Annotated in this window: 9 protein-coding genes; 1 reads left to right on the forward strand and 8 read right to left on the reverse strand. The window is 32.0% G+C overall.

The features are described 5' to 3' along the window. Positions 1–6: 6 nt before the first annotated feature. The 6 genes from Q4548_RS07865 to Q4548_RS07890 all read right to left on the reverse strand — a co-directional run bounded on the left by Q4548_RS07865 (position 7) and on the right by Q4548_RS07890 (position 13,274). Entirely contained in the window at positions 7–1,863 is a 1,857-nt protein-coding gene (locus tag Q4548_RS07865) for a RagB/SusD family nutrient uptake outer membrane protein (RefSeq protein WP_303453401.1), read from the reverse strand. Positions 1,864–1,876: 13 nt separating this feature from the next. After that, positions 1,877–4,963: a SusC/RagA family TonB-linked outer membrane protein gene (locus Q4548_RS07870; protein ID WP_303453403.1), complete on the reverse strand. Its 3,087-nt coding sequence runs from the start codon at positions 4,961–4,963 to the stop codon at positions 1,877–1,879. Positions 4,964–5,311: 348 nt separating this feature from the next. After that, entirely contained in the window at positions 5,312–7,471 is a 2,160-nt protein-coding gene (locus Q4548_RS07875; protein ID WP_303453406.1) for an RICIN domain-containing protein, read from the reverse strand. Between the two features lie 314 nt (positions 7,472–7,785). Continuing rightward, positions 7,786–10,365, reverse strand: coding sequence for a fibronectin type III domain-containing protein (locus tag Q4548_RS07880; RefSeq protein WP_303453408.1), 2,580 nt, complete (start codon positions 10,363–10,365; stop codon positions 7,786–7,788). 85 nt (positions 10,366–10,450) lie between these two features. After that, positions 10,451–11,800: a hypothetical protein gene (locus tag Q4548_RS07885; protein WP_303453410.1), complete on the reverse strand. Its 1,350-nt coding sequence runs from the start codon at positions 11,798–11,800 to the stop codon at positions 10,451–10,453. Continuing rightward, positions 11,793–13,274 (reverse strand): arylsulfatase, encoded by a 1,482-nt coding sequence (locus tag Q4548_RS07890; RefSeq protein ID WP_303453412.1) that lies wholly within the window; start codon positions 13,272–13,274, stop codon positions 11,793–11,795. The genes Q4548_RS07885 and Q4548_RS07890 overlap by 8 nt, the downstream gene beginning before the upstream one ends. A 333-nt stretch (positions 13,275–13,607) precedes the next feature. Between Q4548_RS07890 and Q4548_RS07895 the strand changes: the two genes are divergently transcribed. Then, complete coding sequence (locus Q4548_RS07895) at positions 13,608–17,735, forward strand: hybrid sensor histidine kinase/response regulator transcription factor (RefSeq protein WP_303453413.1); 4,128 nt, start codon at positions 13,608–13,610, stop codon at positions 17,733–17,735. Between the two features lie 128 nt (positions 17,736–17,863). On the opposite strand, the gene Q4548_RS07900 is transcribed toward Q4548_RS07895, so the two are convergent. Both Q4548_RS07900 and Q4548_RS07905 read right to left on the reverse strand, forming a co-directional pair. Continuing rightward, positions 17,864–20,911: a glycoside hydrolase family 2 TIM barrel-domain containing protein gene (locus Q4548_RS07900; RefSeq protein ID WP_303453416.1), complete on the reverse strand. Its 3,048-nt coding sequence runs from the start codon at positions 20,909–20,911 to the stop codon at positions 17,864–17,866. Positions 20,912–20,942: 31 nt separating this feature from the next. Then, positions 20,943–22,448 carry a sulfatase-like hydrolase/transferase gene (locus tag Q4548_RS07905; protein WP_303453419.1) on the reverse strand — a complete coding sequence of 502 codons (1,506 nt, stop codon included), beginning with the start codon at positions 22,446–22,448 and terminating at the stop codon, positions 20,943–20,945. Positions 22,449–22,468 lie beyond the last annotated feature (20 nt).

Genomic DNA, 22,468 nt, shown 5'->3' on the forward strand with positions numbered 1-22,468 from the left:
TTACAATTACCATCCTGGATTTTGTTGATAGTTAGACAAATCAAACACGTCATTTGACGATACTGGATACCAGTAGTTTCTCTTATCAAAAACACGTTGTTCCGTAGTTAGGTCAATGTAGTTGTAAGTAAAGGTCAATGTGCTTTTATCAGTAACACTACCATGACCTGCTGGTGGAATAGCTTCTACACCTCTAATTGGTTTTTTGAACACTTCTTCTGCAATCATCCACCTTCTTAAGTCATGCCATCTGTGGTTCTCCCACATTAACTCCACAGCTCTTTCGTTTCTAATTCTATCTCTAAATACTACTTTGCTTGTTGCAAACTCAGGTAATACATCTGGCATATCTACTCTATTTCTCACTTTATTAATTGCTTGTACCGCTGTTAGACCATATCCTTTAGGATCTGCATTGGGTCCATATGCCTCGTTCATAGCCTCTGCATAATCTAAATACACTTGGGCAACTCTTATGTATATTGTATTTATGTTGTATATATCAAATTGAAACGGAAAGTTTTGTGCTTCTGGCCATAAGTATTTTTTTATCATATATCCAGACAACATTCTATTTTTAGTATACCTACTATTACTTTGTAAATTATAATCTGTTCCATCTACATATAGTTCTTGGTACATTTTAGTTCCATTTTGAGCTATTCCCCATTCCTCACCAGGAATAATTATGTTATTTTCCAACCTTGGATCTCTGTTTTCAAAGGGGTTTTGAGAATCATAACCTGATCTTGAATCATCAATAGGGTATGCGTTAGTTCCATCAAAGGTTTCATACATATCTACAATATTCTGAGTTGGGTTTGTGTAAGCTGCTGCATCATTCCCTGTCCCTCTTGACATACGTTGAGGAATATAATTACATCTTAACCCTCTAGATTGACTAGATCTTTTTCCTGCATCCAATCGGTACCAAACAGACTCTGGAGATGCTTGGATTCCATCTGTATAAAATATGTTCTTATATTCTGCTTTTGTCATCAATCTAAAACCAGCTCCACCTGAACCTGCGTCAATGTATTTTATCAAGTCGTTTGCATATTCTGCTGCCATTTCTGACCATTCTGTACTGTAGTCAAGATCCTCTATTGAATTTAAATCATTTTGCATTAAAGGACTTGCAGCATACAATGTTGCCATAGATTTTACAGCCATTGCTGCTCCTTTAGTTACTCTACCAAATTGACTAGTTTCCCAAACATCTGGCAACATAGGAATGGCTTTGTCTAGATCTGTTAACATCCACTCAGTGCTTTCTTTATAAGTAAGTCTGCTTAAATTTGTATTGTCATCCGAAGCAAAAGCATTGTCTAAAATAGGCATACCTCCTGCTCTTTGAATGATTTGAAAATAGTACCATGCTCTAAAAAAGTAAGCTTGTCCTAACAATTCATTTCTTTGATCTTCTGTTAAACTTGGCACTATACCACTTTCTATATTCTCAATTACTTTATTGGCAACTCTAATAGCAAATGTAGCATTGGTAAACACGCTTCCTTGGTCAAAGCCAGAATTTCCTCCCCATCCAAGTTCTGGAACACCTGCCCATCTATTTGTCCAAGCTCCAGAATTTAAAACGGTAGCTATATTTCCATTATAAGGACTTCCTGCCTCATCTGAAAGTGCATTTACAGAAGTTCTATCAAATCCTTGAGAACGCCAGTGGTGAATATCTAATAACACCTCGTAACAATTATCTAAATACCCTCTAACCGACTGGTAACTTGAAAAAACATCTTCTTCCGCCAATCCAAAATCTGGATTTACATCTAAAAAATCTTCACATGATGACAGACTTATAAAAGTCAACATCATTACTATTGTTTTATAAAATTTTGTTTTCATATCTTAATCTATATTAAAATGAGACTCTTACTCCTAAACTATATCTTCTTATAATTGGATAACTACCCGTTCCGTTGCTTTCTGGATCTAATTGATCTGGTAGCCTAGACCATGTATATAAATTATTTCCGTTTGCATAAACTTGTGCAGATTTCAGTCCTAATTTCTTAACCAATCCTTTAGTGAACCTATAACTTATCTCTGCACTTTTTAATCTCACATAAGATCCATCTGCATAGGTTAAAGTGCTGCTTTGCTTACTATGTGCATAGTCATTCAAGTGCAACACTGGTTTTGTTGCTGTTGCAGCTGTTTCAGGTGTCCATCTATTAAGTACATCAGGATTTGACTGAATGTAATTACTCATGTCATCATAATAATATAAGTTAGGAATGATGTATCCTGTGTTTGAAACACCGTAAAACCTTGCTGATAATGATAAGTTTTTATACCCTACATTCAATCCTAAGTTGTACGTGTTTAATGGAAATTTAATTGTTTTGTCCATTGCAACAAGATCTTCATTTGTTATTTGACCATCTCCATTATAATCAACATAAGAAACATCTCCTGGAAGCAAACTAGTTTGTGCTACTCCTAAACTTGGTGTTGCTCCATTGTAAAGGTCATCTAAGCTATCATAAAAACCAGCATCTAAATATCTTTGACCTCCTGAACTATTCCACCCGATTGGTTTTCCTGCTTGTTTTAAATAATCAACCTGTCCAGATGGATCATTTCTAAAAACAATTCTGTTTTCAGAAAAGGCTGTATTAAAATCAACTCCATAGGATAAGTTTTTTGTTATCTTATCTTTCCATCCTATTTGGAATTCATAACCACGCTTTTTGGTTTCTCCTAAATTTCCCGTAGGAGGATTTACTACTCCTGTAAATGACTGTTGTCTAACATCCATTAAAATATCTGTTCTACTTTCTTTGTACAAATCTAGACCTAATGTTAATTTTTTAAAGGCCTCAAATTTAACCGTTAAGTTGTGTACACGACTTGTTTCCCATCCTACGCTTTCGTTGGCAAGAGATCCTTCTACATACCTAGGTCCGTAACCTGTTAGAGCATCATATCCAAAGTTTACGTTACCTCCTGTATTGTATATTTGAACATATTGAAAACGATCTTGGTCATTGTTAGGAAATTCATTTCCATCCGCACCTGTTATACCATATGAATAATTTATTTTTAACAAGTCTAACCAATTTCCAGCAATTTTTTTCACAAAAGATTCTTCGGAAGCTACCCATCCTAAACCAACAGAAGGGAAAAACCCAAATCTATTTTTAGGAGAAAATTTTTCAGATCCAGAATAAGAACCGTTCAATTCTAGTAAATAACGTTTTTTATAGTAGTAGTTTATACGACCGATCCACTCTTCTCTTTTGGCTGAGTATTTATTTCTAGTATTGGTGATTTGTCTTGTCATAATCGCATTGGTCTTTACTGTATGATCTCCAAAAGCACGATTATAATCAAACTGAAACTTATAATTTAACCTTCTTTGGTAAGAGAACAAGCTTGGGTTTGTAGCAACTACAGCAGTTCCTTGAGATTGATCGTTTGGAAACCTAACTTCTGATATAAGAGGATAAGTTACAGTACCATCATCTGCCACTATTGGATTTGCATAATCGTAATTTCTAAAATACCTTATGATTCCCACATTTGCAGAACCTAAACCTACTCTTAAGATTCTTTCTTCGTAACTAGATTGAGAAGAATAGTTAATACTTCCTTTAAAACTCAGTCCTTTGGTGATAAAATCTAAACCTTGTGTTAATTGAGCATCATAAAAACCTTGAAAGTATTTGTAAGTTCTAACCCCTCCTTCATTCAAAGCCATAAGAAGATTGGCTTCACCATTAGAGCTATCTCCATAACCATCTTCATATCTAATAGGAAATAGATTTCTAGGAGAGCTATAAAGAAGTCCAAAGAATTGAGATTGTCCAAAACCATCTTCTCCATTTCCATCTATACGATATCCTGGTTGCGTTCTTACTCTATAGTTTCCTGAAAAATTCACACTGAATTTTGTACTAGGTGTAACATCAAAGTCTAAATTTGTTCTCCAATTGTATTTTTTTAAATTAAAAGCAGGATCATATTCATCTTGTGGAGTTGTTTTAAAAATATCTCCATCGTTTCTGTGCCCTAAGGAAACAAAGTAACGTACCAATCTTGACCCCCCACTCATGTTTAAATTATACGTTTGTTCGTATCCAATTCCTACCACTTCATCCGTCCAGTCTACTTCTGGGAAATAAATGTTATTCGGCCCTCTTTGGTCATAGTTTTGCGTCCATGCATCAATGGTAGATTGAGGAATTAATTGCCCCCATAACCCTTCATTAGTAGCAGCTTCATTGTACATTTTTTGAGACGTAATATAATCTGAGTATTCTGGTTTTGCTGTAGGATCTTTAAAACCAAAATTAGATGTAAAGTTAAATTGAGGTTTACCCAATTTACCTCTTTTGGTCGTAATTAAAATTACCCCATTCGCACCTCTTACTCCATAAACTGCAGTTGCAGATGCATCTTTTAATACAGAAATAGTTTCTATTTCGTTGGGGTCAATATTGTTGATATCACGTTGAATCCCATCTACCAATGTAAGAGGACCTGTCTCATTCCACGAAGATTTTCCTCTTAAATAAATGTCGGCAGCATCAGATCCTGGTTTTCCGTTAGTATTTATAACTGTTAACCCAGGCAAAACTCCTTGCAACCCTTCAGAAATGGTACTTACAGAACCAACTTTTTGCAATTCTTCTCCCTTTACAGATTCTACCGCTCCAACAAGTGTTTGTTTTGTTTGAGTTCCAAAACCAACAATTACAACTTCTTCTAAATTTGTGGAGTCTAATTCTAATTTAACTTTTATTATAGAAGAGTCGGTTACGTTTTGAATAACTTGTGTTTTGTAACCTACATAACTAATTTCTATGTTTGAATTGTAATCTACTTCCAAACTAAAGTTTCCATCAAAATCTGCCACACTCCCCTTAGAAGTATTTTGCTGTAATATTGTTGCCCCCAACAACGGAATATTATTTTCATCAACAATATTTCCTTTCGCCATAACTTTTTTTGGAGTCTGAGCATATATCTCATTCTCACCAAATATTGATAGTGATATACAGATTAAAATTGCACACAATATCGACTGAAAAGTCTTTTCAGGTATTTTCATTGTTTTCATCAAAAAACAAATCAGCTTTCTTTTATTATTCGTTTTCATGTTCATTCAGTATAATTTAGTTTTAATTTTATAGTAAGCAATATTTCAATCTCAAGAGTAAACTTAACAAGAATAGATATTATTAAATTCTCAATTAGAGGGTTTATATGTTGCAAAAAAAGCACCTCAACACGCCAAAAACCTACATTACAGTTGTTTCAAGGCGTATATATTTGATTCTTGAGATTTTTATCGATTGCTTTTTAGCACTTTTAAAGTTGAGTTAATTCTTTTTGAATTTAATTTTAAGAAATATAAGCCCTTATTTACATTACTAATATTTATCTCCATTTTATAATTTAAGTCTCCTTGTAAAACAACCTGTCCATTAGAATTGATCAAAGAGTATGATAATTTTTCTTTTATAAAATCATCATCTATAACAAGGTGAATTTTTTCATCTAAAACAGGGTTTGAAGAAACTCTAACGCTTGTATTATTGTTTATTTGTTTGCTAAAAAGAAGCTCATCACTTTGATTGGTATAAATACAAATACTTTTCGCTTTAAGGTCTGTAACAAATGTATTTGTATTTCCTTTTTTAATTATTACTTCAGCTCCTTCATCATTATTATCATTAGTCCATGTAATTTGTTTTATATCATCATCTAACTGAAAATTATTGAAATTAACAGGAATATTGTTTATGTCATCTTCACTATTATTAACAATAACTACTGTAAAATCATTTTCTTTAACAAATGCCATGCTGTGTACCTCTTCAAGTAGTGAAGTAGTACTTTCTACATATTTTTTCCCTACAACTCCATTAGCAAAATATTTCATTATATAATAACTTCGAAGCCTTTTTCCCTCTGTATTATTTTTAAAGTAAATAGCTCTAGTCTCAGAGTTTACACCTCTAGAGTTTACTTCAAAAAAACACTCTCCAACTAGCCCTCCTTTATACAGTACTGTTTTATCAATATACGTGTTTATTGCCAAGCTAATATCCGGGTTCACACCTGAAGTTCTTGACCCTCCTCCTGCAGAAGATTCATCATTCCATGTTTTTTTACCTACTGATGTAGCTGCTAATGCAAAATCGTCATATAATTCTGATTGATTGTTTAAGTTATGTGATGAAAAAGAATGGTACTCATTTTGATATCCTTCCGTTTCAACATCTTCTATATAACTTACACCTTGTGATAATGACCAGGAAGCTGGACCTATAATTTCAGGAATGGGAATTCCTCTGTCAGCGCATTCTAATTTCATTTTTTCGTAAGCTACATGAGACCTTAAAGGTGTTACCACACTTGTCCATTCTTTTGCTGTTGCCAAATAATCTATAGTTACTCCATTATTATGCATTAACTCTAAGTAGTCTGCCAAAAAAACTCCATAAGAATTTGCATTAAAAGATTTGTTTCCTATAGTTTTGATACAGTTACCTGCATCGTTAGTTTCTACACATGAATACTGATAGATATACTCTGGTAAGTTATTCCAATTACCACTTTTGTACCCATGGTAATCTGAGCGCATAGTTGCTAAAAACTTAACATTTGAATTTGTAGATTTTATAGCTTGCATTGTTTTAATAGCATTGTTATAAAATGCCATATTCTCTACAACCTCGTCTATATCTGTGTAACGTAATCTTTTATCAAACCCTTTGTTATCAATAAAAACAATACTATTTGAATTGTTTTTTAGAGATAATTTCCATAGTGAATTCTCATCATTCTCGTTTATTGTATTTACATCTACAGCCTTAACAAACAAACCTGTATTTGCAGATGGATCGGAAGTACATTGTAAATACTTGTTTTGTCCTACACTACGAATATTGTAATAACCTGGATAGTTTTCATTTTCAGTCAACTCCCATTTGCACCAACTCCCTCCACAAGATCTAGCTGGTCTAGAAAAAACTCTATTCCCAGTATCATCGTCAGTTTTATCACTAGTACTTTGTAAATTTGTATTTGATGCGATATTTTGAATAAAATAAGTTCCATTCCCATTTTCACCTTCCCCAAAAGACCATTCTACTATTTCTTCAGTAGCACCATTTCTTAATTGCCATTGTACATAAGTTCCTGAAGCACCAATGTTATTAGCCTCTATTTCATACTTCTCATTTTCAGTTTTCTGAATTTTATCGTACGCAACTCTTGCCAAGTTAAAATTAACATCTCTAAAAACCCAATCTATAATTTCATTAGTATTGGTTGCGTTTTGAACAAAATTTTGAGACCGTTCAAAATCCGCTCCCATAAATTCAATTTCTTGTTTTAGATTTCCAGCTTCAACAGTAATACTTTGGGAGTATACCACAACACAAACAAACATAGAAAAGACAAATACGGTTAATTTTTCTAATTTAAATCTACATTTCATTACAAATAATTTTACTTAGTTAGTATTTATTTTAATTATTCTTAAAATAATATCACAGCCAAATTAAAAGCTTTGTTTCAATTTAAAATCTCGTTTTAGGAGTGTTATTGTTACTTCTATGTCTTAATATTTGTTTATCTACAGTTTTGAACGATTTACACCTAAAATTAGAAACAAATATCACCTGTTTCCATAATAGAGTGACCTAAGAAAAGTATATGGTAATCAAAATCAAGTTGCCATCAAACAACTCTATAAGCTCAAAAAAAAAGAGAAGATAATTTTATCCTCTCTTTTTTTGAATTTAATCCCAATTAATCTGTAACAATGGTTTTGTTAGGCAATTTACTATAGATGGTTTTTCCGTTTGTTTTCATATAGGCTTTGATAGCATATTTTGATTTTTTTGTCAACTCTGAATTAGAAATAAAAACCTCAAATGTTTTATCTTTTTTAGACAAATCACTTCCCTCAACCAATTGTTCTTCAACAGTTAAATAAGATATATTTTCTATTTTAAGTCCGTAAGAGTATTCCCCATCAAGCAAAACCTTGTTATAAGATACATAAAATAAATATCCATCATTTTTCTTTTCTACCTTGTTAATTTTTACTGAAGATGTTTCTTTAACATCAATTAACGTAGCTGTATTTGGATAAAAATTACTTTCTCCTGCTGATGTTTCTGCTTTTGCAGTGTAATAATATATTTTTTCTTTCACAGCTGTGGAATCTACATAACTAGACATTTTTATACCCTCTGCAATTTTGCTATAATGATGAAGTTTTTCTCCTCTATAAATATTATAAGTAGTTTCTGGATGAACATCTTTTTGTGTAATCCATTTTACCATAACATTTCCTTCTTGATTTCTAACTGCCGATACATTTCTAGGACTCAAAGGCACTTTGTTTGACAACACCAAAGTAACTGGTTCTGAAAATTCACCAACACCTATACCATTATATGCTGCAACTGAAAATTGATAAGCAACATTATAATCTAAGCCCTCTACTCTGTATCCATAAACATTATTAACATCAATAATGTTCTCTTCTCTTGTTTTAGTACTAACATACTTCAACTTATACGCACTTACATTGGCAACACTTTTCCAAAAAATAGTAGCTGTATTATTCCTTCTTGATGTTTTAAAAATCTTAGGACTATTAGGTGTAGCTATCTTCAATTTTATGTAATTTGAATAACCACTTTCTCCCTTTTTATTCTTAGCTAGCATTTTAAAATAATACTCCTCTCCTTTTTCTAAATCAGAAACCTCAACAAAATTTCCTTTTTTAACCTTTAATTTATGGTTTAATGCATTAAGAGATTTCCCATAGTATACAATGTAATTATCTGCATTCTCTATAGTTCCCCATGTTAATTTTATTCCCGATTTATTTATTTCTCCTTTATAAATAGTTGGAGTTGCAGGCTTTGCTATTTCTTTAGATTTCCACTTTGCAACTGTTACACTATAAGCAGGTATGTTTATACTTCCCTTTTTATATACTTTATTTTTAATTTCTGTATTGTGTACCTGTAATGAATCAGCGTGAATAAATTGAGTTTCTATTTTTTTGTTTAATGGCTCTCCATCTATATTAATTTTAAAATCTTTAGATTGATTTGTTCTGTTGGTAAAAACCAAATAATCATAACCATTAATACCTCTGTAAGCTTGTGAGTAAAAAGCTACTTCCGTAGTATTTTTCATTCCAGGAGCATTAAATCCACTAGTTACAGATGACTTAAAAACAAAATCAGAATTATTGGTTGCGTTATGAAAAATTTCATAAGCTTTTCCTTCTAAGGTCTTTTTTATTCCAGTTAGAATACTATCTGTATTTAGAGTTGTAGCATTTTGATAAGCTTGTTCAATTTGCTTATTGATATTCCTTTTAGGTTGAAATTTACTGCTTATTTCATGTGCTCCCACATACCATGTGTTGGTATGTTGCAACTGTCTCATTACGTATTCAATATTATAAATGCTTGAATAAATTCCATTTAAAGGAGTATTCCACACACCAAACTCAGTTATTACCATAGGAACATTTTCCCATGTATAATCTTCTATCTCTTGCATTGCTTGAGGAGAAGTAGCTTGCAATAGTTTTGTGTTTCCTCTTTTATAAGCTTTCTCTAAAGATTCTTTTTTTCCTGTATGGGGTGCGTAAGAATGCTTAGAAAACACATTCCAATAAGCTCCATGTTCTTTTTGATAGGTATTGATTTCTTTCATAAATCCCCAAATACCATCCCAAGTGCAATTTAAAGCTAAATATGCTTCAGGAAAAACTTCTCTAATAGCATCTGCATGAGGTTTCATTTTAGCAGCATAATCATACCCATTGTTCCACCAATACACCTCTCTATGAGGCACATAAAAATAAGGCTCATTACAGAATTGCCATGTGGCAACTTCAATATTATTATTCTTACAAAAACGAGCTAACTCTTTGGTCATTTCTGGAGTTTCGGAAAAACCATTGACAGTTATAATTAGTTTCCCATTAATTTCACTTAATAAATCATACAAATCAATTATACGATGTGGTCCTTTTACTTCTGTAAACCTATACCCCTTTAAGTATTGTTCAGAATGGTTGAACATCATTGCATAATCAATATCATATTGACCTGTTGCACTACTAAAGGCATCACCCATGGTACCTGAAAAATAACGAAGCCAACCTGGCTTTAGCTGATGAACTGCTTCTCTAAAATCTGGATGCGTGTAATTCCAACTTTTATCAGCTATACGCACATTAAATCCGCTTGACCCAACTTTAATTGAATGTCCTTTTTGAGTATCAATATTAATGATTCCTGTTTTTTGTTGAGCAAAGCAAGAAATTGATAGTAAAAGCAAGAAAAAATATTTCAAAAAATTCATTTTGTTTTTTATTGTAATTATTAATAAAAAAAGGCAAAAAAGTATGTTTACTAATTTTTGCCTTTTCCTTTTTATTTTATTTTATTTTAAACGTAAATCGTGAAATCGATCTTTCTGGTAACGTAAACATAAAAATATTATCCTCTTCTCCTTCAACATCAATTAACTTTTCTGTTCCTGTAACCACTCCACCATCTGTCCAATGTATAGTTCTTACTCCTCCATCTATACTAGCATCCTTTACTTGAAAAGTATAATCATCCCTTACAGTTGTATTCATATTTACTGCAAAAACTGTTATTGTTTTGTCTTCTATAAAAGCACGTGTTTGCAGTTTTCCTAAATCTGTTATGTCCTCTCCATCAATATCCGTTACCTGTATTGGTCTTGCTCCTAAAAGAGGTACAGATATAGCACGAATTAAATGTTTTCTTACATTACTAGCATTGTAATTTAAATCCCACCACATAAATCCTGTCATTCCAACATCTATCTGATCCCACAAGGCTACTATACCTTGTTCCGCTTCGTCAAAATCATTTACAGTTCCTTTGGTATCCCAATGAGGTTCTGTTGACCAAAAAGGCATATTTCCTACCAAATCTAAATCTTTTACAAGGTTAGCTTTAGGTCTGTATTTGGGATAGTAATGAGTTCCATAAATTTCCATAGTATCTCCCCATCCGTTTTCAAACAAGGTTTTCACCCATTTATTTTTATTCGGACCAAAATCCTCATAACCGACAAGAACAGGTATATCAAAATCTCTTTCTATTGCTAAAGACCTTAATTCAGCAATTGTTTCTGCATACTTTTGTGGAGTAATATTTCCTTCGTTGTATACATATTCATTATCTATTCCTAAATAATCAATTTTAACATTTTTAGATTTCATAAACTCTAAAAAATCTGCAACTAAAATGGCATATTTTTCTGGTATAATACCATCGTCTCCCTTAACCCAATCTGGAAAAGATCCTTGTCCTTCTAATTTTTTACTAGCAAAAACATAAGTATCATCGTTACCTCTAACCGCTTTTGCTAAATTGATAGACGTAATAAATCTTTCATAAACAGCTTCATCTACAACTCCTTCACTAGGATGTGCATTATCTTTATCTGTTCCTAAAATAGAAACTCTTAAGCCATTAAGACCATCTTCCTTAAATATAGTATAAGCAGTTGTTGCATTTGTTGTATTTCTTGCTGCGTACTTAACATCATAGAAAAATACATCAATTAACTTTCCTGGATTTTCAAAAGAAATTACACTGTGAATTGTTGCTGGATCAAATTCTTCTGAATCAGTTATCTGATCTGAATCTGGCTCTACAGTATCTATCGACGAATTGTCATCAGCACAAGCAATGGCTTGAAACAACAATACTACAATGACTATTTTTTTGAAGATGATGTTATTAATCATGACCTAAAAATGTTTCTTGACTAAATGTAAATACATCTGAAGAAGTTCTAGCACTGTCTAAAATAGCTTGCATTTTTGAAACAATATCAGGATGTTCACTAGCTATGTTATTTTGTTCTCCTATATCATTAGACAAATCATACAATTCTAATGGAGCTTTCGGATTTTTTAAAACATTGTATTTAACTGCTTTCCAATTGTCCATTCTTACCGCTTGACGACCTCCTTTTTCATGAAACTCCCAATACAAATATTTGTGTTTTTTCTGATTTTGAGCTTCACCCAATAGCTCAGGTAAAAATGAAATTCCATCAGTATTATTAGGAACCTCAATTCCTACAATATCAGAAAATGTTGGAAACACATCCCAGAATGCAGAAACATGGTCTGATATACTACCTTCTTTTATTTTCCCTGGCCATTTGATAATCATAGGAACTCTAATTCCACCTTCATACAAATCTCTTTTAAATCCTTTAAGAGCTCCATTGCTGTTAAAATATTTAGGATCTGCTCCTCCTTCTTTGTGGGGGCCATTGTCTGATGTAAAAATAACTATGGTATTGTCTGCAATTCCAAGCTCCTCAACCTTATCCATAATTTCACCTACTTGCTGATCTAACAAATCAACCATCGCTGCAAAAGCTGCATGAGATTCGTCTTGAGACTGGTATGCTCCATTATTTAGTTCAGCTGGATTGTTAGATCCTTTGTATTTCTTTTCTGGTAAAAATTTATTTCTATACTTATTTATAAGCTCCTCTGGTGCTGCCAATTCTGCATGAGGAATTATAGATGCTACGTAAGCAAAAAACGGCTTGTCTTTATTTTCTTCTATAAATTGAATTGTTTTATTATGAATCACTGTAGGAGCATACACTCCATTTGCAAAATTCTCATTCTCTTTTATACCGATAGAATCTCTATTGAACCATAAATGATCTGGAAAATATTTATGCCCTAAACGCTGACAATTGTATCCAAAAAAAGTATCAAAACCTTGATTTACAGGATCTCCTTCAGACCCAGGAAAACCAAGTCCCCATTTCCCAAAAGCCCCTGTGGTATAACCCGCTTTTTTCATAGCTTCTGCTAAAGTGTATGTATTGTCTGGTATTGGATATTGTCCTTCTGGCTGAATTTCTTTATTCCCCCTTACAACAGTGTGGCCTGTATGCATTCCCGTAAGCAATGCTGACCTTGAAGGGGCACAAACAGTACTTCCTGAATAATGCTGTGTAAACAACATTCCTTGTGATGCAAGCTTGTCTATATTAGGTGTTTTAAAATTCTGCTGCCCGTATGAACTTAAATCACCATAACCTAAATCATCAGCTAAAATGTAAATAATATTTGGCTTATCTACATGATTAGAAACTAACGGCTCTCCTTTACTTTTTTTACTTGTAGAATTACATGATATCAAAAGCGTTACCAGCAATAGAACAAAATAATGAATTGAATGTTTTATCATCGTTTAAATTGTATAAAAACTATAGAGTACTAGCCTCTATAAAATTAGTTGTCTTATAGATTTGATTGTTTTTAATCTATAGTTCTCGAAATTACAACGTTTACCGTCATTACATTTCTCATATAACACCGCCAAATGTTGCAACAAAGCGTGTTTTACGTATTTTTAGCCATTTGCAACATTACCAATCACACCAAGCAACATTTTTACCCCCACCATTTAAGGTTTCAATAAAAAAAATAATGAAATTGCAACAATATCATAATGTAAGTTGTATTTTGATTCATCATACACAAAAACAAAGAATTTTTCTACACTTGAAAAAAATATACCGTGCGAAACATAATTACACCATTGCTTAAGCAAATAACTATTTTTATCTTATTTTTAAACATCTCTTCTGTTCTTTCACAATCAAAAGAATCGTCTTTTCATGAGCTAAATACTCAAGGTACTATATTCAATAAAAAAGTAAATACACTGTATGAAGATAGTATTGGTTTTTTATGGATTGGAACACAAACGGGACTATATAGATATGATGGAAATAATTTAGTAGTATTTCAAAACAATGTTTTTGATCCTTACTCTATACCTAATAACAGTATAAATTCTATCATAGAAGATGATGATAAAAATTTATGGATTGGAAGTGAAAGCTTTTTAATATTTTACAATCGTAAGTTAAATAGGTTTACAGGGTTTTATAAAAACGCAACATCAATAGTTTTACAAAAAACATCCGATGGAAGTATTTGGGTCAACTCTAAAAACTCTGAGTTGATTATAATTAGTCCTAAAACTAAATTCACAAAAGTTGACTCTACATCTCATTTTAACTATAATAACAACCAAAGTATTATTCAACTTGATACTCAAATAAATTGTTTTGTTGAAGATAGTTTTAATAGATTTTGGGTAGGTACCAACAAAGGAATAGCATTATTAGATGAATCTAACAAACACATTAAAAGTAATTTTAATCACCAAATTAAAGGATTAAAAAACATAGAAAACAATCGATTTATTGCGTTGACGAACAATGGCATATACCTATTAAGCTATAATAAAGCTAACGCTACTCTTGAAACTCTTGAATCTTATCCAAACATTTTAAAACCATTTAAAAAACAAGGATTATTAACTTCTTTAGCACAAACATCAACACATAATAATTTGTGGATTGGAACTACCAATGGACTTATAAAAGCCGTAAGGAAAAACCATCAATATACTTTTTTATATCATTCCGAAGAAAACTTAAGAACCAATCATATCAACTCTACAATATTTGATTCTTATGGAAATTTGTGGATTGGCTCTAACAAAGGTATTAACAAACACATCAGCAGAACCTCTCTTTTTGATTTTCAGCATGTCAATAAATTTTCAAACAAAGAAGTATCAAACACAAATAGTCTTCTTTTTTACTCTGAAAACAATGTACTTATTGGAACTAGTAATGGATTGTACAAGTACAATTCTAAAAAAAAGAATGCTCACGAAGTTCAACTTATTACAAATTCAAAAATCAATGGCATTAATAACTTAACGCTTAATTATGATAAAACTGAGCTTTTACTAAGCAGTGAACACCGCTTATTTAAGTCTGTTAACTACAACCCAACTGACAATAAAATACATCTACAAGAAATTGGAAAATACAACAGACTAATAACTGATATTGCACCTATCAATAAAAATGAAGTATGGATTGGTTTGTGGAATGGAGGAATAGATATTCTTAACAACAAATCTCCTCTTTCTGAGTTTAAGAAAAAAGTATTAAAAAAACTCTCTAAAAATCATACTTCTGTTTTTTTATTAACTAGTGATTATCAATTATGGATTGGTACTCGTGGTGAAGGTTTATTTAAAATTGATTTTAATACTGAAACGCTAGAGGAGTTTTTACCAAATAAAGACGGACTGTCTTCTAATGCTATTTTAAGTTTGTACGAAGATCGTCATAAAAACATATGGGTGGGTACAAGAGGTGGTGGTTTGAATCTTTATCTTGAAGAAAAAAATAGCTTTAAAAACTTTAACAACTCTAGAGGATTGGTTCCAAACACTATTATTGCTCTTGAAGAAGATAATAAGGGACACATATGGATGAGTACACAAGATGGTATTACTCGTTTTGATGTTGCAAATGAAAAATTCATCCCTTTTGGAGTAGAAGATGGCATACATGAAATTCATTTCACCTACAAATCTAGCTCATCTAGCAAAAATAAAAAATCTCTGTATTTTGGTAACAAAGAGGGTTTTTATAATGTAAGTCCCAACACATTTTCACAAAAAAATAAGACTCCAGCTACCATTATCACAAACTTTTCTATTCTGAGTGATTCTAAAAACAATACGTCAAACTCTTTTCAAAATCACTCAACCTCAATCAACATCAACTCAGAGCAACCAATTGTTTTGCCTTATGATCAAAACAATATAGTGGTCAATTTTTCATCTCTAGACTTAACTACTCCAAACAAAAATGAGTATGCTTATAAATTAGAGGGATTAAACAATTATTGGATTTATACCACCGCTTATAACAGAAATGCAAATTACAACGACCTTGCTCCAGGATCTTACACTTTTAAAGTAAAAAGTTCTAATAGCGATGGTGTTTGGAATGAAAATCCAACTGTATTAAAATTTAAAATCACACCTCCTTTTTGGAGAAGTACATTGGCTCATATTATTTATGCATTGATTTATACTACCCTAATTTTAATAGGATATTTTCTAATTAACCGATGGTACAACCTTAAAAAAAACCTAGTAGCTGAAACTATTAGTAGAGAAAAAGACAATGAGCATAACAGAATGAAAATGATTTTTTTCACAGATATTTCACACGAATTGCGCACTCCTTTGTCTCTAATTTTAGGAACTATTGAAAAAGTTGTTAAAGAAAAAAATTTCTCCTTAAGTCCACTCACTGCCCAACGTATTTACAACAATACACTTAGAATGCATAGACTTATCAATCAGATAATGGACATTCGTAAGTTTGATGTAGGTAAATTTAATTTAAGTGTATCTAAAAATGACATTGTTAAAGATGTTAGCATCATTAAAGATAGTTTTAATGATTTTGCAAGAATTTACGAAATTGACTATAATTTTATCTCTAAAGAAGAAAAAATTAGAGGTTGGTACGATGTAGATATATTAGAAAAAACACTCTTTAATTTGTTATCTAATGCTTTTAAATACACCAAAGAAAAAGGAGCTATTAGTGTTACTTTAGAAATTGCAAATGCAGAAGATACTAAAACAACAACTCTTGATTTAGAAAAAAACAACTATATCAAATGTGCTGTTAGAGATAATGGTATGGGAATTCCTAAAAAAGATTTAGCATTTATTTTTGACCGTTATTATCAAGCAACTAAATCACACACCAATCAAATACCCGGTACTGGAGTCGGGATGGAACTTGTTCACAAATTGATAGAAAGACACCATGGTATTATTTGTGTTGAAAGTGAAGAAAATATCTTTACAGAATTCACTTTTTACCTACCTATTAATAAAGATAAGTATCCTAAAAACGAACTTTTAAAAACAAGCATCCCTCTAAAACGAAATTTTATAGAAAACTCTGAATTCCAGGTAATTGAAGAAGTATCCAGCGAATTTGAATCAAAACAGAATTCAAAAAAATCAATAAAACCAACTGTTTTACTTGTAGAAGACAATGAAGATTTAAGACGTATGGTTAAGGATGAATTAATTTCTGATTTTCATATCATTGAAGCTCCTAACGGTAAAGAAGGTTACGACCTTATTTTAAAAGAGAAACCATTGCTAATTATTAGCGATATTTTAATGCCTATAGAAGACGGAATATCTATGTTGCAACGCATTAAAGACAATAAGGAGATTAGCAATATTCCTATCTTTATGCTAACTGCAAAAAACTCGGACGACACTAAAATTAAATGTTTAAGCCTTGGTGCTGATGATTATATTGAAAAACCTTTTAGTTTAGAATTTGTGAAATGGAAGGTGAAAAATGCTCTAGGAACTAGAAAAGAACTTAAAGAAAAATACAGTAAGATTATTACTCCTGAACCTTCTAAAATTGAAATTGATTCTAACGATGAAAAATTCATCAAAAAACTCATTAAAATTATTGAAGAATCTATGACCGATAATTTATTAAGTGTTGAGTATTTAGCTTCTGAAGTAGGAATGAGTAGAGCTAATTTGTATAGAAAACTTCAAGCTATTGTTAACGACACTCCTGTTAATTTTATCAAAAAAATAAAACTAAAAAGAGCAGCGCAATTGTTAAAACAAAACAACATGTATATTTCTGAAGTAGCTTATATGACAGGATTTAACAATCAAAAATATTTTGGTAAATGTTTTCAAAAAGAATACAAAATGAGCCCAACAGAATACATTAAGAAGCATGCAGAACAGTTAGACAGCAATAATGATTAAAACTTATTGAACATCTAGTATTTTGTTCATGCTATTGCATATAAAAAGGGCTTAGTTAAAAAACTAAGCCCTTTTTATTTAAATCATTATTCATTTGAAACAGTTGCAAATCAAAAACAGGTGCCTTTTTATTCTACTATTAACATTAAAATATTTGGACCACTTTTACCAACTGTTTTCAGTTCAATATAATTAGCTCCTGCTTCTAATTTTTTTTCTACTTCAATTTCTCCCCATTTAGAATTCCAAGAACCTGTAGACTTAAACTCTATGATTCCAGTACTTTTATTATTCACAAAAAGTTCCATTGGTCTTAATTTTGTATCGTTAGATGCGTACTTAAATTTTAAAATAAAACTTCCTGCACTACCATCATTTTCTTGATACCAACTTACCTTACCTTCATTTCCTTTAAAATCAACATAACGCTGACCTTGGTTAGATATTTTTTTTGCTCCTTTTACATCTGCATTTACAGCCAACATACCATTTGTATTTATAGCACTTGTTGTATTTTCATTTGCTTTCCAATACAATCCTAAATCAGCTGCAAAGGTCTCTTCCATTGTCAATATTATTTTTCCTTGTTTAACTACAATAGCCTTGACTGTGGTTCCTAAACCAACTTCAAAAGAGCTTTTATATTTTGTACTTTTTATTGATGGCTGGGTACCATCTAATGTGTAGTATATAGCATATGCTTCCTGTTTTTCAGTATCAAGAAAGTTTAAAGTTTTTACATCTATACTTACTTTTTCAGAAGTTAACAATTGCTTTTCTCCTAAAATTGCTCCTGTTGTAATCAATGCTTTTTTAGCGTTTTCAGACACTCTTAAAAATGCTCTTGTAGCTCCCATAAATGCTTTTTTCTCATAAATATTAACATTTTTAGTAACATCTACAGGATCTCCATTTTCTAAAGAAAGTAATACAACATCTCCTTCTAAGTGGTAATATATTTTATTTTCTCCATAAGGATAAAAAACATTTTTAGTATCTACCAAATTGGCTGTTACAATAGCAACTTTATCTGTTGCTGTATTTGTATATTTTTTTTCCAAATCTAATTGAATTGCAGATGGAGTTGATGCTGTAGTTTGTTTTGACATCACAACTTCTTTTCCATCAACATATCCTTTTACGACTAACTCTCCTGTCTCCCAAGGTACCATCCATTCACATTGCATTTCATCCCATTTTGTTCCAGGTTTATCCCTACCTAAAGAGCGTCCATTTAAAAATAACTCTACCTCTTCACAATTAGAATATACCCAAACTGGAATTTCTACTCCTTTTTCTAAGGTTGGGTGTGTCCAATGTGGTAAAATATGAGCCATCGGTTCTTTTGTCCATTGACTCTGATAAAAATAGAATAGATCTTTTTTAAATCCAGCAACATCTAAAGCACCTCCCATAAACAATCGGAAAGGCCAACCACCATGTACATATCCTGCTTCACCATAATAATCATAACCAGTCCATCTGAAATGACCACTAAACCAAGGTAAATCACGCATCAATTCCCAATTTTTACGAGCAGAAATACGCACCATAGCATTGTCATAAGAGGAATTAAAATGTTGTTTTCCATTTGTCCATTTATCACTAGAAGCCCATTCGTAAGTAAATACTTCTTTTTCAGTTAAATCTGGCAACTCAAAAGGTTGCTGCCCTTTGTTAGGGTACCCATCTCTAAACCAAGTTTTGGTTCTATAGTATCCTCTAGTTTGCCAAGTATGTGGAGCTTCTGTAGAAACAAATGGTTTGTTGGGTCTAGGTTTGTTAAAGAAATCCATTTTTTCACTTCCTCCGTTTACTCCATAAACATCCATGTATTCAGAAGAACTGTGTCCAGAAGTTACAGGTTTTTCAGCATCTAACTCATGGCACAATGCAACCAATTCTTTTCCTATTTTTCCTCTAGTTTCATTACCAACACTATAAATAATTATAGACGGATGGTTTCTATTTCTTAACAACCACTCAGTCATATCTCTCTTCCACCAAGTATCGAAAGCTTGTTTTCCGTAATCTTCTTTTGCTTTTTTACTCCACCCATCAAATATCTCATCCATAACTAAAATACCCAACTCATCACACAAATCATAAAACATTGGTGGTGCAGGATTGTGTGCTGTACGTATCGCATTTACTCCCATATCTTTCAATAAACCTAATTTCCATCTTAATAAAGGCTCTGTCCATGCTCCTCCCAAAGGGCCACCCTCATAATGTTCACTCACCCCCAATAACTTTGTTATCTTTCCATTCAACCAAAAACCTGTCTCCGTTTTCCACGCTATTGATCGTACTCCTAAATTGATTGTAACCTCATCAATTATCTTGTTTTTAATCACCAAACGGCTTACTACTTTGTACAAATAAGGGTTCTCCAAACTCCATAATTCTGGAGTTTCAATTTTAAGCTCCGTCTCTAATTCTAAGTCAGATTTACGATCCTTATATTTTTGTTTTTTTTGAGCAACAATATTTCCCTCAATGTCTAAAATCAATGTTTCTAAGGTTCCTTTTGACTTTAATGAGCTTTTATTCCCTAAAGAAGTTTTTACATTGACTAAAGCAAAATCCTTCTTAATTTCTGGTGTAGATACATATACTCCATTAGGCTTAATATATTGTTGATTTGTAACCACTAAATGCACAGGAGCATAAATTCCACAAGGGTGATACCAACGTGCAGAAGGCTCCTTTGAATTGTCGACTCTTACAGCAATTATGTTTTTTCCGGTTGTTAAAAATTTAGAAATTTCATAACGAAATGAAATGTATCCATACGGTCGTTTCTCAAGGTAATGACCATTGACCCAAACTTCACTATTCATATAAACACCATCAAATTCAATACTAACAAGCTTATTTTCCCAGTTTTTTGAGGCTTCAAATGTCTTTTGATACCAACCAATTCCACCACCAAAATATCCACCACTTGCTCCTTGTGCTCCATCTTTAGAAATCCCCTCTTCAAAAGCCCAATCGTGAGGAATTTGTATAGAATTCCATGTAGATGTATTTGTATTAGGTTTTGAGAATTCTGGGTTGTCCTGTAATATAAATTTCCAGTTCTTATTAAACACAATAGTTTCTCTTTGAGAGAAACTATTGTTAGAACATAGAAGAATAAAAAATAAATAGGTAACAATTAATTTATACTTCATATACGAAATTTTTATGATATTTTATTTTTGATTAATGGCTTGTTTTTTTGACGTTTTTTAAATCAACTCCTTTAAAATATTTATCTAAAGTATACTTTGGTTGTTTGTCATCTGGCCTCTGTTTCAGTTTTTTATAATCGTATTCTAGAGGTAGAATGGTTGATGGATTAAGGTCTGCCGTGTCATCTGTTGTTTGATGCCAACTTTTTATTAAGCCCATCATTTCATCAACCTTAGATTTATACCCATCTAACTCAGCCAAATTGTGAATTTCTAAGGGATCCGTTTTTAAATTAAACAATTGCGTATAATTTCTTTCTGGATATCTAATCAATTTCCATTCATCTGTTCTTACTGCTCTTGCTGTATGTCTATATGAAGTGTAAAGCGATTCTCTTATTTTTGTTTCTTTTCCTTTAACAATTGCAGCAAAGTTTTTTCCATCAATATTTTTTGGTTCAGGCAAATCACATAAATCTGCCAAACTAGGAAATACATCAAATAAGTAAACCAAAGCATCTTTTGTTTGATTTTTTGGAATTCCTGGACCACTAATCATCAATGGAACTTTCATACTATGCTCATACAAATCTTGTTTACCTAACAAACCATGACTACCAATTGCCAACCCATTATCTGCTGCATAAACAATAATCGTATTTTCATACAATCCTTGTTTTTTTAGGGTGTTGATGATGTCACCAACTCTATTGTCTAAATGACTAATCAAAGCATAATAATCTGCTAAAGAAGCCTGAATTAACTTTGGTGTTCTAGGCCAAGGTCCTAATGTTTCATCTCTAACATTCAAATTATCAAACTTAAAAGGATGCAATGCTTTAAAGTTTCCTGGTAAAGGAATTGATTCGTCTGGGTACATGCCTATATAATCTTCTCTTGGTGATCTAGGATCATGTGGAGCTGTAAAAGCTACATAACAGAAGAAAGGATCGTCTTGTTTACCTTTGGCATATCCTTCTAAATAATCAATGGCTACATCTGCAAACAAATCTGTAGAATATCCCTTATTAACTGGGTCACTTAATTTTCCATCTTTCCCAAGACTTCTCATAGGTGTGCTGTAATGATTTGCCATACCTCCAACAAAAACATTTTCTCCATGTTGAAAACTTGCTTCAAAGCTTGTTTTTTCGTTGTGCCATTTTCCGGTACCAAAAGTTTGATAACCATTTTCTGCAAAATGCATAGGCATGGTTTTTACACCTTTTAATTTATCGTAGACATGAAACAAACTTTTCCCACTCATTAGCATAGCTCTACTAGGTGCACAAATGGCTCCATGATGACCTCCCATAACATAGCTATTGGTAAATCTAACTCCATTTTTAGCTAACTGATCAATATTAGGTGTTTGAATATATGTATTTCCTGCACACCCTAAAGCATCAGCTCTTTGATCATCCGCAAAAATGAATAGTACATTTGGCTTAGGTTTTACCTCTTGTTTAGAAGCTAAAGAATTACTAAATATAGAGGTGGATATAAAAAGGGGTAGAAAATATACTATTTTTAACATGTTTCAATTTTTTATGAACA

It is taken from the genome of Wenyingzhuangia sp. 2_MG-2023 (genome assembly GCF_030548295.1).
Taxonomy (GTDB): domain Bacteria; phylum Bacteroidota; class Bacteroidia; order Flavobacteriales; family Flavobacteriaceae; genus Wenyingzhuangia.